The organism is Bacteroides sp. D1, assembly GCF_000157095.2.
Lineage (GTDB): Bacteria > Bacteroidota > Bacteroidia > Bacteroidales > Bacteroidaceae > Bacteroides > Bacteroides xylanisolvens.
This window is the reverse complement of record NZ_JH114330.1, coordinates 158,045-174,311: the sequence shown is the minus strand read 5'-3', so window position 1 is coordinate 174,311 and position 16,267 is coordinate 158,045. Positions and strand designations below refer to the sequence as shown.

At 42.6% G+C, this 16,267-nt stretch carries 15 protein-coding genes; 10 read left to right on the top strand and 5 right to left on the bottom strand.

What is annotated here, in order from left to right; genetic code table 11:
- Positions 1–57: 57 nt before the first annotated feature.
- Positions 58–2,601 (bottom strand): adenosylcobalamin-dependent ribonucleoside-diphosphate reductase, encoded by a 2,544-nt coding sequence (locus BSAG_RS21810; RefSeq protein WP_004299345.1) that lies wholly within the window; start codon positions 2,599–2,601, stop codon positions 58–60.
- A gap of 284 nt (positions 2,602–2,885) precedes the next feature.
- On the opposite strand from BSAG_RS21810, the gene BSAG_RS21815 reads away from it, so the two are divergent.
- Positions 2,886–3,629, top strand: coding sequence for an NADPH-dependent oxidoreductase (locus BSAG_RS21815; RefSeq protein ID WP_004312550.1), 744 nt, complete (start codon positions 2,886–2,888; stop codon positions 3,627–3,629).
- A gap of 89 nt (positions 3,630–3,718) precedes the next feature.
- Here the strand turns inward: BSAG_RS21815 and dnaA are convergent, their stop codons facing one another.
- From dnaA to BSAG_RS21830, 3 genes are all read right to left on the bottom strand, one after another.
- Positions 3,719–5,131 carry a chromosomal replication initiator protein DnaA gene (gene dnaA / locus BSAG_RS21820; protein WP_004299347.1) on the bottom strand — a complete coding sequence of 471 codons (1,413 nt, stop codon included), beginning with the start codon at positions 5,129–5,131 and terminating at the stop codon, positions 3,719–3,721.
- A 351-nt stretch (positions 5,132–5,482) separates the two neighbouring features.
- Positions 5,483–6,376 carry an MlaD family protein gene (locus tag BSAG_RS21825; protein WP_004299349.1) on the bottom strand — a complete coding sequence of 298 codons (894 nt, stop codon included), beginning with the start codon at positions 6,374–6,376 and terminating at the stop codon, positions 5,483–5,485.
- Between the two features lie 9 nt (positions 6,377–6,385).
- On the bottom strand, positions 6,386–7,645 hold the full coding sequence (locus BSAG_RS21830) for an N-acetylmuramoyl-L-alanine amidase (RefSeq protein ID WP_004312549.1): 1,260 nt from the start codon (positions 7,643–7,645) through the stop codon (positions 6,386–6,388).
- 81 nt (positions 7,646–7,726) lie between these two features.
- Between BSAG_RS21830 and BSAG_RS21835 the strand changes: the two genes are divergently transcribed.
- From BSAG_RS21835 to BSAG_RS21875, 9 genes are all read left to right on the top strand, one after another.
- A complete protein-coding gene (locus BSAG_RS21835; RefSeq protein WP_008770714.1) occupies positions 7,727–8,683 on the top strand; it encodes a transporter in 957 nt (318 codons plus the stop codon).
- A gap of 178 nt (positions 8,684–8,861) precedes the next feature.
- Positions 8,862–10,055: a site-specific integrase gene (locus BSAG_RS21840; RefSeq protein WP_004315367.1), complete on the top strand. Its 1,194-nt coding sequence runs from the start codon at positions 8,862–8,864 to the stop codon at positions 10,053–10,055.
- A gap of 111 nt (positions 10,056–10,166) precedes the next feature.
- Positions 10,167–11,090: a hypothetical protein gene (locus BSAG_RS21845; RefSeq protein ID WP_004315366.1), complete on the top strand. Its 924-nt coding sequence runs from the start codon at positions 10,167–10,169 to the stop codon at positions 11,088–11,090.
- A 131-nt stretch (positions 11,091–11,221) separates the two neighbouring features.
- On the top strand, positions 11,222–11,509 hold the full coding sequence (locus BSAG_RS21850; protein WP_004315365.1) for a helix-turn-helix domain-containing protein: 288 nt from the start codon (positions 11,222–11,224) through the stop codon (positions 11,507–11,509).
- Between the two features lie 5 nt (positions 11,510–11,514).
- Entirely contained in the window at positions 11,515–12,588 is a 1,074-nt protein-coding gene (locus BSAG_RS21855; RefSeq protein ID WP_004315364.1) for an AAA family ATPase, read from the top strand.
- 162 nt (positions 12,589–12,750) lie between these two features.
- Positions 12,751–13,716, top strand: coding sequence for a toprim domain-containing protein (locus BSAG_RS21860; RefSeq protein ID WP_004315363.1), 966 nt, complete (start codon positions 12,751–12,753; stop codon positions 13,714–13,716).
- A 145-nt stretch (positions 13,717–13,861) separates the two neighbouring features.
- Positions 13,862–14,245 (top strand): MobC family plasmid mobilization relaxosome protein, encoded by a 384-nt coding sequence (locus tag BSAG_RS21865; RefSeq protein ID WP_004315361.1) that lies wholly within the window; start codon positions 13,862–13,864, stop codon positions 14,243–14,245.
- On the top strand, positions 14,211–15,131 hold the full coding sequence (locus BSAG_RS21870) for a relaxase/mobilization nuclease domain-containing protein (RefSeq protein WP_004315360.1): 921 nt from the start codon (positions 14,211–14,213) through the stop codon (positions 15,129–15,131). The genes BSAG_RS21865 and BSAG_RS21870 overlap by 35 nt, the downstream gene beginning before the upstream one ends.
- Before the next feature lie 4 nt (positions 15,132–15,135).
- Positions 15,136–15,855 (top strand): hypothetical protein, encoded by a 720-nt coding sequence (locus BSAG_RS21875; protein ID WP_004315359.1) that lies wholly within the window; start codon positions 15,136–15,138, stop codon positions 15,853–15,855.
- A gap of 52 nt (positions 15,856–15,907) precedes the next feature.
- Here BSAG_RS21875 and BSAG_RS21880 read toward each other — a convergent pair whose 3' ends face one another.
- Entirely contained in the window at positions 15,908–16,240 is a 333-nt protein-coding gene (locus BSAG_RS21880) for a helix-turn-helix domain-containing protein (RefSeq protein WP_008997282.1), read from the bottom strand.
- Between the last annotated feature and the right edge of the window lie 27 nt (positions 16,241–16,267).

Sequence of the window (16,267 nt, the reverse complement as noted above, 5' to 3'; positions counted from 1 at the left end):
CCGCACCGGACTCCTTTTAATCTTTTGTTTATATATTAATTAACATACGTAGGACTATTATCCACATCTGGAAGCGCCGCAAGTAGTACAAATCAGACAGCCTTCCTGATAAACCAATGTCTCGTTGCCACAGTTCGGGCACTTCTTACCTTTGGCTTCCGTTCCATCCTGAATATACTTCTTCAATGCACGTTCTACACCGTTTTTCCAAGTGTTGATACTTTCACTGTTCAATTGCAGAGAGCCAACCAGTTTGATAACCTGTTCAATCGGCATCCGGTAGCGAAGCACGCCGGAAATCAATTTTGCATAGTTCCAGTATTCCTTGTTGAACTTCTCTGACAATCCTTCAATGGTCGTCTTATATCCGCGTTTGTTCTCGAATTGGAAGTCGTAACGTTTGGTACCGTCTTCATCCACATTTTTGATGATACGTCCGCAAGTCACGCTCTTAGGCAGCAAGATACCTTCGTCGTCATCTTGCAAACCAGTGAATATTTCATAAGGGTGTCCGTCCAATAATCCGACAAAAGCTACCCATTTTTCCTTGTTGTTCTGGAAACGGACAACGTCTGCTTCCAATATTCTCGGACGTACCTCTACAACCGTAGGCGGTTTGCAAGGAGGAAGTCCTTCTTTCTTGTCTTTATCCGATTTCGTAGAGATCAGCACTCCGGAGCGTGAACCGTCACGATATACGGTACAACCTTTACAGCCGGATTTCCATGCTTCTACATACAGGCGGTTTACTAAATCCTCGTCCACATCGTTCGGCAGATTGATGGTTACGCTGATAGAGTGGTCTACCCATTTCTGGATTCTTCCCTGCATCTTCACCTTCATCAACCAGTCGACATCGTTAGAAGTCGCTTTGTAATAAGGAGATTTGGCAACCAGTTCGTCAATCTCTTCCTGGGTGTAACGTCTGGCCGGATCGTATCCGTTAGCTTCCATCCAAGTAACAAATTTATGATGGAATACGATGTATTCTTCGAATGCGTCCCCTGTTTCGTCTACAAAGTCTACATGCACATTCGTATCGTTCGGGTTTACCTTTCTTCTACGTTTGTAAACAGGCAGGAATACAGGCTCGATACCCGAAGTGGTCTGCGTCATCAAACTGGTCGTTCCGGTTGGAGCAATCGTCAGGCAGGCAATGTTGCGGCGACCATATTTCTTCATGTCCTCATACAGTTTCGGGTCGGCGGCTGCCAAGCGTTGGATGAACGGATTGTTCTGTTCACGTTCGCTATTGTATATTTCGAAGGCACCGCGTTCTTTGGCCATTTCCACTGAAGAACGATAGGCACCGAGAGCTACTGTCTTGTGTACTTTTTCAGAGAATTCCGTTGCTTCTTCCGTTCCGTAGCGCAATCCTAAAGCAGCAAGCATATCACCTTCTGCAGTGATACCTACGCCGGTACGACGACCTTGTCCGCTCTTCTTGTAGATTTTCTCCCAAAGTGCACGTTCCGCATGTTTCACTTCTTCGTTTTCCGGATCTTCGTCAATCTTGGTCATGATACGTTCGATCTTCTCTAGTTCGAGGTCGATAATATCGTCCATGATCCGTTGAGCGAGAGCCACGTGTTTTTGGAACAGGTCGAAATCAAAATAAGCATCCGGTTTGAACGGATTTACCACATAAGAATATAGATTGATAGCCAATAAGCGGCAAGAATCGTAAGGACATAGAGGAATTTCTCCGCATGGGTTGGTAGATACTGTTCTGTAACCTAGGTCTGCATAGCAATCAGGCACAGATTCACGGATAATCGTATCCCAGAACAAAACGCCCGGTTCTGCCGATTTCCATGCATTGTGAACGATTTTCTTCCACAAGGTAGAAGCGTCGATTTCCTTGGTGAATGTAGGTTGGGCAGAGTCGATAGGATATTGCTGTACATACGGCTTTTCGTCTACGGCAGCCTGCATGAAAGCGTCGTCCAACTTGACAGAAACGTTTGCTCCGGTCACTTTGCCTTCGGTCATCTTGGCATCAATGAATGCTTCCGAATCCGGATGCTTGATAGACACGCTCAACATCAATGCACCGCGACGTCCGTCTTGAGCTACTTCACGAGTGGAATTCGAATATCGTTCCATGAACGGAACAAGACCGGTAGAAGTCAACGCCGAGTTTTTAACGGGAGAACCTTTCGGACGGATGTGTGATAAGTCATGACCTACACCACCGCGTCTTTTCATTAGTTGTACCTGTTCTTCGTCGATTTTGATGATAGCGCCATAAGAGTCGGCTGCACCGTCCACTCCGATAACGAAGCAGTTGGATAGTGAAGCAACCTGGTAGTCGTTACCGATTCCTGTCATCGGGCTACCTTGGGGGACGATGTACTTGAAGTGATCCAGTAAATCATACAGTTCTTTTGCTGTCAACGCATTCGGATACTTCGATTCTACGCGTGCCACTTCATTTGCAATTCTCCAATGCATGTCTTCCGGGGATTTTTCATAGATATTACCGAAAGAATCCTTTACTGCGTATTTGTTTACCCAAACCCTTGCAGCAAGCTCGTCGCCTTGAAAATATCGTAAAGATTCTTCATAGGCTTCGTCGTAAGAATAAATCTGTTTTTCCACGATTCAATTTGTGTTAAATCTCGTTTTTAATAAGTAATATGTAGAAGTTTACTTATCGTTAACAAATGTAGGCGCAAAGCTAAGAATGTTTTTTCATCTATCAAAATAAAAATGAATTAATTTATTAACAGGTTGCAAGTTTTCCATTTGTTTATGCTAAGTCTTTGATAAACAGATGAAATTGAATTTTGTTCAAAGGTTAAAGTTCTCCAAAAAGAAAACTATTCTATTTCGCTAGTGTGGTGGAATATTTTTTTCTTTTTATATCTTTGCAAAAAAAAGATATGTTTGAAACCGTAAAAAACAGAAGAACTATCCGGAAATATCTGCCTAAAGATATAAATCCGAGTTTGTTAAATGATTTGCTTGAAACCTCTTTCCGTGCTTCTACGATGGGTGGGATGCAACTTTATAGTGTGATTGTGACTCGCGATGCGAAAATGAAGGAGAAACTTTCGCCTGCTCATTTCAATCAGCCGATGGTAAAAAATGCTCCGGTCGTACTGACTTTTTGTGCTGATTTCCGTCGTTTCAGCAAATGGTGTGAACAGCGGAAAGCAGTGCCGGGCTACGATAATTTAATGTCTTTTATGAATGCGTCTATGGATACTTTGCTTGTTGCGCAGACTTTTTGTACACTGGCGGAAGAAGCAGGACTCGGCATTTGTTATTTGGGAACTACCACTTATAATCCTCAAATGATTATTGATACCCTCCAACTCCCCGAACTGGTATTCCCTCTCACCACAATAACGGTAGGCTATCCGGATGGTATTCCCGCACAAGTAGATCGTTTGCCTTTGGAAGCTGCCGTGCACGATGAAAAATATCACGACTATACACCGGAAGAAATAGATAAACTCTATGCCTACAAAGAATCATTGCCGGAAAACAAGCAGTTTATCGAAGAAAATAAAAAAGAAACATTGGCTCAAGTCTTTACGGATGTGCGTTACACAAAGAAAGATAACGAATTTATGTCCGAAAATCTATTGAAAGTACTTCGCCAGCAAGGATTCTTGAAATAAGTATTAAGTATCAAGTATTAAGTATTATCCATGCGGATGGACTTTATCATGCGATATTGTATAGCAACGGTAATACTTAATACTTAATTTCAGTTTCTCTTTTTCAGTAACGATTCTATTTCCTGTACTTCTGCACTAAAGCTTTTGTCCACCTCCAATTGTCCTTTTACGGTTTTGCAGGCGTGAAGTACCGTTGCATGGTCTTTGTTACCGATAAACTTACCTATCTTAGAAGTTGAAAAGTCTGTGTGGTTTTTAGCTAGATACATGGCGATCTGTCGTGCTTGAACGACTTCCCTTTTTCTGGATTTTGTATGTATGGCAGACGGTTCCAGATCAAAATGCTTGCATACCACTTTGAGGATATCATCGATGGTAACCGCTTTTGTTTCGTTATGAACCACGCCATGTACAATGTGTTGTGCCAAATCCAAATCTATTTCTTTGTTGAAAATAGTGGAACGAGCCATGATAGCAATGACGATACCTTCCAGATCGCGCACACTTTCATTCACATTTTCGGCAATATAATCGATCACTTCCGGCGGGAATTGTAACCCGTCGCGGTGTATCTTGTTGCGTAGAATATTTTTGCGAAGTTCTACCGTCGGTTTTTCAAGCTCGGCTACCATACCCCATTTGAAACGGGTCAGGAGGCGTTCTTCAATACCTTGCAACAATACAGGAGCACGGTCTGAAGTTAATATAAGCTGTTTGCCGTTCTGGTGTAAATGATTGAAGATATGGAAGAAGTTGTTTTGAGTCTTGGTGACACCGGCAAACTCCTGAATATCATCAATGATTAATACATCAATCGTCTGATAAAAATTAATAAAGTCGTTGGTCGTGTTATTGCGTACAGAATCCGTATATTGTACCTGGAACAAATGTGCCGAAACGTACAATACTCTTTTCTCTGGATAAATTTCTTTGATTTTCGTGCCTATTGCGTTTGCCAGGTGCGTCTTTCCTACTCCGGATGCTCCATAAAGGAATAACGGGTTGAAAGCAGTCCCTCCCGGTTTTTGCGCTACGGCTTCCGCCACACTTCTTGAAAGTTTATTGCTGTATCCTTCAATGAAGTTCTCAAAATTATAATTGGGATTCAAATGCGGGTCCAAATCCTGAACGGCAGGAGCCTGTAGGAAGCTGGGAGCTTTGTTTCCTCCGATTATGCTTTTGGGAGTAACAGCCGTAGAACGATTGCTTGCTTCGAGATTCACGGTTTGATTCGGAATCGAAGTCTTGTCCACCATGACATTGTACATCAACTTGGTTCCTTCGCCAATGACCTTATATAATGTCTTACGTATAAGATCTACGAATCTCTCTTCCAGTATTTCATAGAAAAACTGGCTCGGGATCTGTAAGATCAACGTTTTGTCCTCATATTTCAACGGAACAATAGGGGCAAACCAAGTATTATATGTCGTCTCGGGAACATTGTCTTTAATAACGTCGAGACAGCGGTTCCAAAGTACGACATGATTTGATTCAATCATAGTAACTTTTAATACATTTATTAATTAAGCAAAACTTCTACGTTTGCAAAATTGGGAATCTTATTCGGAAAAAACAAATCTATTTTTTCTTGTTTTTTTCATGCTAACAATAATGTGTTTACTTTCAATGACTTATGCGTTTGTTGTCGGACACACTCTGTTTACCCTCTCTTGCAGTTTTATAAGTATCTGTATGTTAATGCCTTATATATATAATTTTAGCCTTTTTTCTCACTTTTGTACGTTTGTACGGGAATATTATTTCGGTTTGTAGATAGACATTTGAAGAGCAATCTACTTTCTTTTGAAAGCCCTTCGTTATTTAGATAAAATCTATATAACGATAATTTGCTACTTGTCTTTCTTGCCGAATAATGAGAAGTGAACGTACCGTTTCGGATGCTCTTTCAGGTCTTCTAATAAGCTGGCTGCATTTTCAGTTGTTGCATTCAGATTATTGTATAAAGTCGGGTCGTTGAAGAGTAGTCCGATTGTGTTATCTTTGCTGTTTAATTTTTCTGTAAGTATTTTTACGTTAGCCAGCGTTTCGTCTATTTTTTTGAAAGTGGCTGCATAGTCTACTTCTTTCAAATTTCCGCTGATAACAACGAAGTTGTCTCCGATGGTGTTCAGTTTACTGGTGAGTTGAGGTATGTCATTACTCATCAGCCCTTTTACCTGCGAACTGACTACTGCCAGGTTGGCGGTTGTCTTCTCTATCGAGTGCAGGGTGGCAGGGATGCTCTTGTCTCCTAATATATTGTTCAGAGAGATGAGGATAGAATCCAGTTTCGGAAGCATTTCTTCTACCTTTGGGATCAGTTTCGCCGCACTTTCCATCATTCCGTTGTTTAGTGTGCCGGGGATCGTATCTCCTACGGCATATTTTTCGCGCGGGTTGTTTGCCAGAAGAATATTCATGCGTACGCCTCCCATAAGTTCGGATACAAGCTCGGCACTACTTCCTTTGGGAATCCGCAGTTCTGTGTCCAGTTCCACTTCGACAATTACATTTCCGGGTTTGGCATAATCATAATAGATGTCACGCACGATACCTACACGAACACCATCGGCAAATACCGGGCTTGATTTGGTGAGTCCGTTTACGTTTTCAAATTTGGCATAGAAATAGCTGGAAGGTTGAAACATGTGTATACCTTTCAGCCAGTTAATTCCGTATATAAGCACACATAGTGCAACGATACCTGCAATACCTATTCTGACTTCTTTTGTAATGTACTTCATTTTATCTTTTTATTTATTTCTTCTTTTTTTGAATTCGGCAATCGCTTCATTGACGTTCATTTTCTCGCCGTTCCGGAAAGCGATGATAAAGGCGTCTTTGAATTGTGCCGTAATGGTGCGCTTCGTACGCAACACCTTGTTATAATCGGAGGAGGCTCCATACGTATATTTGTATATTCCCCCTTCCTTATAATAATCTACCTCTTTCAGTCCTTTCAGCCGTTTGTCGTTTTTGGCGAGAGGCTTGGAAGAAGTAAGTATCTGTATCTTAAACGTAATTTCACTGTCATTGGTTGCACTCTCTACTACAATTGGGCGTTTCGGTGCTGTTTTTGCTGTCGCGGCAGGTTTTGTTTTTGCTTCGGCCAATAGCTTTTCCTGTTGGGGAGCTGTGTTCACGCTTTCGGTATCCTTTTGGGCAATTGCCGGGGCATTGTCTTCTTCCTGTTCGGTTGGGACGATCGTTTTGCTGACTCCTGTTAGGCGCAGTTCATGTTCTCTCTTATAATTTAAGAAAGCACGGTAGATGCCTTTTGCCATGGTGCCGGTCCCTTCTTCAGAATTCAGATAACGCTCCTCTTCGGGCGTAGAGATAAATCCTAGTTCTATCAGAATGCTCGGCATGGCACTCGCTTTTAAGACAAGGAATCCGGCTTGATGCACTCCACGGTCTGCCCTTCTACAAGTTTGGCGAAATTGTTTTTGCATCAGCGAAGCCAGGTGTACACTCTGCTCCATGTATTTATCTTGCATGAATTCAAATATAATATATGACTCGGCAGAGTTCGGGTTGAAACCGGCATATCTTGTTTTGTAGTCACTTTCGTAGAGGATTACGGAGTTCTCTCGCTTGGCAACTTCCAGATTAGCGTCTGATTTGGCCAAACCCAGTGTCCAGGTTGAAGCACCTTTTGCGGTACGGTTGTTAGCCAGTGCGTTGGTGTGAATGGAAATGAAGAGATCAGCCTTCGCGTTGTTCGCAATTTCTGCGCGTCGGTTTAAAGGGATGAATACATCTTTGCTACGAGTGTAAATCACTTTGACGTCGTCGCAATTCCTTTTAATCAGATTTCCCACTTTCAGGGCAACGTTCAGATTGATATTTTTCTCTTTCGAGATTTTGCCGATGGCGCCCGGATCATGTCCGCCATGTCCTGCGTCGATAACTACTACAAAATCCTTCCCCCATAAGTGGTTAGTACATGAGGGTAGAAAAAGTAGCCAGAGGCAAATGAATATGTATAATATGTACGGTCTATTCAGTTTCATATCTATAATACGGTGCAAATGTAGTAGAAATTTGTAGAAAACTCATTATTTGCCATTAAGTTTTGTGTTTTTTTCGGTTTAATGGTAGCTTTTTTCCTGAAATCTCCGTTACTTTGTGCTTCGAAGTTAAAATGTACGACGATGCTTAAGTTTTTGAAGAATTGGACGTTACCTATTGCTATGCTGGTAGGTGCTATAGGTTATCCGCTGTTTATCAGCCTTTCTTTTCTGACTCCCTATCTTATTTTTACGATGTTGCTATTGACCTTCTGTAAGGTATCTCCTTGTGATTTGAAGCCTAAACCTCTCCATATGTGGTTGTTATTGATTCAGATTGGCGGAGCGTTGGCTGCTTATTTGTTGCTTTATCGCTTTGATAAAATAGTAGCAGAGGGAGTGATGGTTTGTATTATTTGTCCTACGGCTACGGCTGCTGCGGTGATTACTTCCAAGTTGGGTGGGAGTGCAGCTAGTCTGACCACTTATACATTGATAGCAAATATCGGTGCGGCTATTGCTGTGCCTATTCTTTTTCCTTTGGTGGAGGTGCATCCTGATGTCACTTTTTGGGAGGCGTTTCTTGTTATTTTAGGTAAGGTATTTCCGTTGTTGATTTGTCCTTTTTTGGCTGCCTGGTTGTTGAGTAAGTGTTTGCCAAAAGTACATCAGAAGTTATTGGGCTATCATGAACTTGCTTTTTATTTGTGGGCTGTGTCTTTGGCTATCGTAACAGCGCAGACATTGTATTCCTTGCTCAATGACCCAGCGGATGGTTTTACGGAAATCATGATTGCTGTCGGAGCACTGGTTGCCTGCTGTTTGCAGTTCTTTTTGGGGAAGACAATCGGCTCAATTTATAATGACCGTATCAGTGGCGGGCAGGCGTTGGGACAAAAGAATACGATTCTGGCTATTTGGATGGCACATACTTATTTGAATCCATTGTCTTCTGTGGCTCCCGGTTCGTATGTGTTGTGGCAGAACATCATCAACAGCTGTCAGTTGTGGAAAAAGAGAAAAAATGAGATAAAATATTGAACATAAGATATTGATATTTAGTGTTTTATATTTGTTGAATGTAATTTCCTTTATTTTCCTTATTTTCTTGTTTAGTCTAATAAATACCTTTATTTTGTTACTATTTTGTTACCTGTATTCATTGAAGTAACAAAACAAATCGCTATATTTGTATCGGTAACAAAATAAGAACATAATTATGGCGAAGAAAAAACAAGAAGTTAAATTGAAAGAACCTGTAAGGATTAGATTCAAGCAGCTTGCCAATGGCAACCAGTCTATTTATTTGGACTACTATACAGGTGATGTTATTAGAAAAGAAAATTATGTTGGCGGTAAACGGCAATATGAATTTTTGAAATTATACCTTATACCCGAAAAGACAAGAGAGGATAAGGCAAAGAACGAAGCTACGTTGGCTCTTGCAAAAGCTATTCAAAGCAAGCGGATAGTAGAGTTGCAAAATGATGCACACGGCTTTCAGAACACCAACAAGTCAAAAGCGAATGTGATTGATTATTTAATGAACATGAGAAGCCAATCTAAAGAACGTGGCAGCTTGAACTATGAAAAGACCGTTGGTAATACCATTCGTGAACTAAAATTGTTCAGAGGGGATTATATCGCTTTTCGTGATATAGATAAGGACTTCTTGAATAGCTTTGTGGATTTCTTGAAACAAGCGAAGAAAGCAAGCAAGTTTGGTTTGTTAAAGGCTGGGGGTGTATTAAGTAATAATTCCGTTATTGCTTACTATGGGGTGCTGCGTACCGCTATAAATAGAGCCTATAAAGAGGGGATTATTACGGTCAATCCAACGAAAGAGTTTGATTTTGCCAGTAAGGTAAAAGCGGAAGTCAGCCGCAGGGAGTATTTGACAATAGAGGAATTGAAGCGGCTTATCGGGACAGAGTGCAAGTATGAGATAATGAAACAAGCCTTTCTTTTCAGTTGTTTGTGTGGGCTGCGTGTAAGCGATATAAGAAAATTGAAGTGGAACGATTTGCAGAAAAGCGGTGAAAGAATAAGAATTGAAATAAAGATGCAGAAAACAAAAGAACCGCTTTATCTGCCTATATCCGATGAAGCGTTAAAGTGGTTGCCGCAACAAAATGAAGCAAAAGGCGATGATTTGATTTTTCCTTTGACGCATGAGGGAACTATAAATAAAATACTTCAAAAATGGGCGAAAGACGCAGGGATTATTAAGCATATCTCGTTTCATGTTGCCCGGCATACCCATGCTACCATGATGCTTACATTGGGGGCTGACTTGTACACAGTTAGCAAATTGTTAGGACATAAAAATATTGCCACAACTCAAATTTATGCGAAGATTGTCGATAAGAAAAAAGAAGAAGCTATAAGTTTGATACCGAATTTGACGGACTGATTTAAAAAGAAAGTATGGTTATATCACAGTTACCGTACTTTCTTTCTTTTTTTGTCTTTGTTTAGCCGGAAAAATATATCTTTGTTTCTACTAACTGAAACATAGATTATTATGACAGAAGAAGAACTGAAAATAAAATTCGACCATATACAAGGTATATTCAATCGCTGTATCAATCATGCCAGCCAAGTTATGATAGATAATATTGCCTCTAAGTCCTTATATTTCGACGAAGAACAGGCAGATAAACTGGAACAGCAAGAATATGTTCGTACCGCTGATGAGTTGGTGCAGTTATATATTCGTTATTCTGTGTTGAATGATATTCAATATTTTTATTCTGTATCTGATTTCTTTTGGGAAAGCGGTTTTTATGAATCCTTGAAATCCGATGAGAAAAGAAAATACATGTCGTTTAATCCTCTTTCATTTGATTATTCCCGGTATGAGCAAGATAATACGGTTTATGATGAAGAACTGCCTTATTTTTCCGTAATAGTTAAAACTGTTGTATTGGAAAAATATTCTGCGTACTTGCGAAAAAAGAAAGAAAGTAAGGTGCAAGCGGAAATGCAGCCACAACAGAAAGAGCCGCAACCAATTCAAGATAAATGCCAAGAGCCTAAAATTATCTCCCATATTGCTGAAACAGAAAATCCGTTTAAGTCTATTTTAAACGACAGACAAATAGCATTGTTGGTGGATTGTATCAATGAAGTGGAAATTTTCAATGCTCCTATGACTTTTGAAGATTTGAAAGCAATACTTTCCTGTAAGCCAAAAGTTATATTTAGGTCTAATAACAACAGGCAGGTAGCTTTTCTTTTTTCGGAATTAAGCAATCGTGGTTTGATAACACCTAACTGGCAATCTGTTATAGCAAAGAATAAGTTGTTTGTTACGAAGAATATAAAGAAAGATAAATATCTGAATCAAGGTGATTTAGCCACAGCCGCCAATTATGTAAAAGGGGTGGAACATGAAAAAGATTATGTAACCATCAGCAATTATATCAAACAACTGAAAAAACTTTAAGAATAGGTTAATACCTCAAACATAGCTTAATTCACTATCAAGCTATTCCTCAATACTTTTGCCCCCGTAATCGATTACAAGAAACTGGAGGGCATGCACTCCATATTGTCTAACGCAAATACTTTTGTTATATGGAAACAAGTATTGAGAAGCGAGTTGCAGAACTCGAAAATTTAGTGTTCCTTTCAAAGAATGTGCTTAGTTTTGATGAAGCGAGCAAGTTCTTGAACCTTTCAAAAAGTTACCTGTACAAGCTGACTTCGGGTAACTTGATACCCCATTACAAGCCGCAGGGCAAAATGCTTTATTTTGAGAAAGCGGAATTAGAAGCGTGGTTGCGTCAGAACCCGGTGAAGACGCAGGCGCAGATAGAGCAGGAAGCGCAGAAATATATCCTTAACCGTCCCTTAAAGATATAGCGGCTATGGAAAATAGAAAAGCGACAGAAGCCGGGCAGGATGTCACCATGCAGAAAGAGGATTTTGCAGCCCTTTGGAAAACCATCCATCTAAAGGTGACGGACACTTACGAAGTGCCGCCCGAAATACTCTGGGTGAACGGCTCTACCATTGGCACGCTGGGTAATTTCAGCGCATCCACAGGAAAAGCCAAGAGCAAAAAGACATTCAACATTTCCGCCATCGTTGCGGCGGCGTTGAAGAATGACGAGGTACTGAAGTATTCGGCATATCTGCCACCGAACAAGCGGAAAATCCTCTATGTAGATACCGAGCAGAGCAAATACCATTGCCATAAGGTCATGGAGCGTATTTTGCGACTTGCCGGACTGCCTACCGACAAGGACAGGGACGATTTTGTTTTCATCGTGCTAAGGGAGCAGACCCCCGACAAGCGGAAACAGATTATCGGCTATATGCTTGAAAATATGCCCGATGTGGGGTTGCTCATCATTGACGGAATCCGTGACTTGATGTATGACATCAACAGCCCCAGCGAATCAACCGACCTAATCAACCTCTTGATGCGCTGGTCAAGCGGATATAACCTGCATATCCACACTGTTCTGCATTTGAATAAGGGGGATGACAACACAAGGGGGCATATCGGTACGGAACTGAACAACAAGGCTGAAACCGTCCTGCAAATCACGAAAAGCCAGCAGGACGGCAACATAAGCGAGGTAAAGGCGATGCACATACGTGACCGGGAATTTGACCCGTTCGCATTCCGTATCAATGACAACGCTTTACCCGAAATCGTGGATGATTATGTATTCCAACAACCTAAGCAGGACAGGAACTTTTCGCTTACGGAACTGACTGAACAGCAACACCGGGAAGCGTTGGAGAACGGTTTCGGCAAGCAGGTGGTACAAGGCTATTCCAATGTCATAGCGGCATTGAAACAGGGTTATGCGAGTATCGGTTACGAGCGTGGACGCAATGTTCTTGTGTCGCTTAACAAGTTTCTTGTGAACAAGCGCATGATTGTGAAAGAGGGCAAGGGCTACCGCTATAATCCCGATTTCCATTATTAAAAGTCAGTTTGGTTTAGTCCGGGTGTATATACAAGAGGAACGGACTTACTATTTCCCAGTATCGGAACAGGCAGGTTTAGTATGGTACGGGTGTATATATAACGGACTAAACAGGACTGGTGCACTTTTCAACTATTTTTTAATCCCCAAAAAGAAAATGTTATGAACATCGAAGATGTGAAACAAATACCCATCGCAGACTATCTGCACAGTTTAGGTTACTCTCCTGTCAAGCAGCAGGGTAACGGTTTATGGTACAAATCACCGTTAAGGGAGGAACACGAACCGTCTTTCAAGGTGAACACTGACCGCAACCTTTGGTATGACTTTGGCGCAGGCAAGGGCGGCAACATCATCGCACTGGCAAAGGAACTCTATTGTTCAGACAGCTTGCCATACCTTTTAAACCGGATAGCGGAACAGACACCGCACGTCCGTCCGGTCAGTTTTTCTTTTCCCCAGCGTAGGACAGAACCGAGCTTCCAGCATTTGGAAGTCCGTGACCTTATCCATCCGGCATTGCTCCGTTATTTGCAGGGACGGGGTATCAATGTCGAACTGGCAAAAAGAGAATGTAAGGAACTCCATTTTACCAATAACGGCAGACCGTTCTTTGCTATCGGTTTCCCGAACATGGCAGGAGGTTACGAGGTTCGCAATTCCTTTTTCAAAGGCTGCATTGCCCCGAAAGACATCACCCATATACGGCAGCAGGGAGAGCCGAGAGAGAAGTGTTTGGTATTCGAGGGGTTTATGGACTATCTTTCTTTCCTCACGCTCCGGATGAAGAACTGCCCGACCATGCCCGACCTTGACAGACAGGACTATGTCATTCTTAATTCGACTGTCAACGTGCCGAAAGCCATTGACGTGCTGTACCCGTATGAACGCATCCACTGTATGCTTGACAATGACAAGGCTGGATATGAAGCGACACGGGCTATCGAATTGGAATACTCCTACCGTGTGCGTGACTTCTCGCACAATTATAGGGGATATTCGGACTTGAACGATTATCTGTGCGGCAGGAAGCAGGAACAGAAAAACGAAGCCAGCCAAGTGCAGGAAACGAAGCAGGAAACCGGACAACGTGCCGCCTCAAGACAAAAGAGAGGCAGGGGCATTTAATCCGGCAGGACTATCAACGGCTGGCGGTTTATTTGGAGAGCAAGGTTATGTTTCGGTAAACCGAAACTACCTTGCTTTGCTCACCGCAAAGAAAATTTCTCCCGTTGGTCGCAATTTTTAAGACACCATTCAAACGTAAAAAACCATGACGAGTATAAAGGACAAGCCGGGGGGACGTCCGGCAAAGAAACGGATAGAGAAGCAGCAACGGGTTGTCAGTACGAAACTGACCGAGTTGCAGTATTACGCCATCAGGAAGCGAGCCGGGGAAGCCGGGTTGCGTGTCAGTGAGTATGTAAGGCAGGCGGTTGTTTCGGCAGAGGTCATACCCCGGCTGAACAGGCAGGATGCGGACACCATCCGCAAACTGGCAGGGGAAGCCAACAACATCAACCAGTTGGCGCACCGGGCGAATGCCGGAGGTTTCGCACTGGTAGCGGTGGAACTGGTGAAGCTCAAAAACAGGATTATTGGAATCATAAACCATTTGTCGGATGATTGGAAAAATAAAAAAGGGAAGCGGTTTTAAGGGCTGTGTGAACTATGTGCTTGGCAAGGAGCAGGCGGTTTTGCTTCATGCGGACGGGGTTCTGACTGAAAGCCGGGGTGATATAATCCGCAGCTTCTGTATGCAGACCGGGATGAATCCCGATTTGAAGAAGCCTGTCGGACATATTGCGTTAAGTTATTCGACAGTGGATGCGCCCAAATTGACAGACGGGAAGATGGTACAACTTGCGCAGGAGTATATGCGTGAAATGAAAATCACCGATACGCAGTATATCATCGTGCGTCATCAAGACCGGGAACATCCGCACGTGCATATCGTGTTCAACCGCATAGACAATAACGGCAAGACCATTTCGGACAGGAACGATATGTACCGTAACGAACAGGTATGCAAGAAGCTGAAAGCCAAACACGGGCTTTATTTCGCTGGTGGAAAAGAACAGGTAAAGCAGCACCGACTGAAAGAGCCGGACAAGTCGAAATACGAGATTTACACGGCTGTGAAGAACGAAATCGGCAAATCCCGTAACTGGCAGCAGTTACAGGAGCGGTTAGCAGAAAAGGGTATTACCGTCCGGTTCAAACGAAAGGGACAGACCGACGAGATACAGGGCATATCCTTTTCCAAAGGTGAATACACGTTCAAGGGTTCGGAGATAGACCGGAGTTTCAGTTTTTCCAAACTGGACAAATGTTTCGGGTATGCAGGAATGAATGTTGCCGGAAGCCAACGGCAAACAACTTTCGCGCCCGTTCGGGAGCAAGCACTTGCACCGGGCAAGGCTGACAGTCCGTTGATAACTGGTTCGCTCGGTCTGTTTTCCGCTTCTTCTCCCCCAGTGGATGAAGAACCTAATTTTAATTTGAGAAAGAAGAAGAAAAAGAAAAAACAACTTAAACTGTAAAGACATGGAAGATAATTTGATTTTAGAGGGGCTTCTCTCTATGGTTACGGAACTGAAAGAGAAGCAGGAAGCACAGGCAACGCCAGCCAGTCGGGAGGAAACTCTCGAACGGCTGGGAGCAATCGAACAAGCGTTGTCGGAACTGCACAGTAATTCGGCTGTTCCCGAAGAAAAGTTGCGGGTTATTCAAAGCCAACTTGACGACATAAGGAGCAGGATGCAAGGTCAGCAGAAGAACATAGAGGACACCAAGAAAATAACATTGGAAACCTACCGTTGTTTCAAGGTAATGATTGATACTTTGGGCTCTTGCAAGACGGATAAAGAGGAAGCTACGCCCTTACCGTTCTATCAACGGATTTACAACAAGGTCGCTTCTTGGATTCGTCCGGGATTGTTTGTTTTTTCGGCAGTGCTGGTCGTCTGTTCCGTTTCCATATTCTTGAATGTCCGTTTGGCTGAACGTATGCAGCAGTTGCAGGACAACGATATGAAATACCGCTATTTGCTGATGCAAGGACAGGCAGACGGGGAAACTTTTGATATGCTGGAAAACAAGTTCAAGTGGCAACGGGATAACGGTTTTATCCGAAGTTTGACCGATTCAGTGATGGATTTTGAATATCGCATCCAAAAGCAGGCAGAAGCACTGGAACGTGCAAGGCTGTTGAATGAGCAAGCCGAACAGCTAAAGAAAGAAGCCGATAAGTTGGGTAAGCCATAAGCAGGGAAAGTCGGAACAGATGAAGTACATTCACCGTTCCGGCTTTTCAGATTCACTTCTTTTTCTTCGTACAGTGTTCTTTCTCGAACTGGCGTAGCGTGGTGACGCTGAACCGTTCTTTAATAAACTCCCGGACATCGGAAGCCTTGTAATACACTTTTCCGCTGATAGTGAAGTAAGGCAGCGCACCGATAGCCCGGTAGCGTTGCAGAGTTTTGATACTTACTTTGAATAATAAACACAAGTCTTGATTATCCAATAGGTTGTCATCTTCGGGTAGTACCTTGTCCGCATTGCGTAGTACCCGTACATCCTTGCAGAGTTCTTCCAGCTTGGCGTACAGCTTCTGCATCCATACGCTGAAATCGTCATTGTCTATATACATGATTGCTTCATTTTTCTGATTATACAT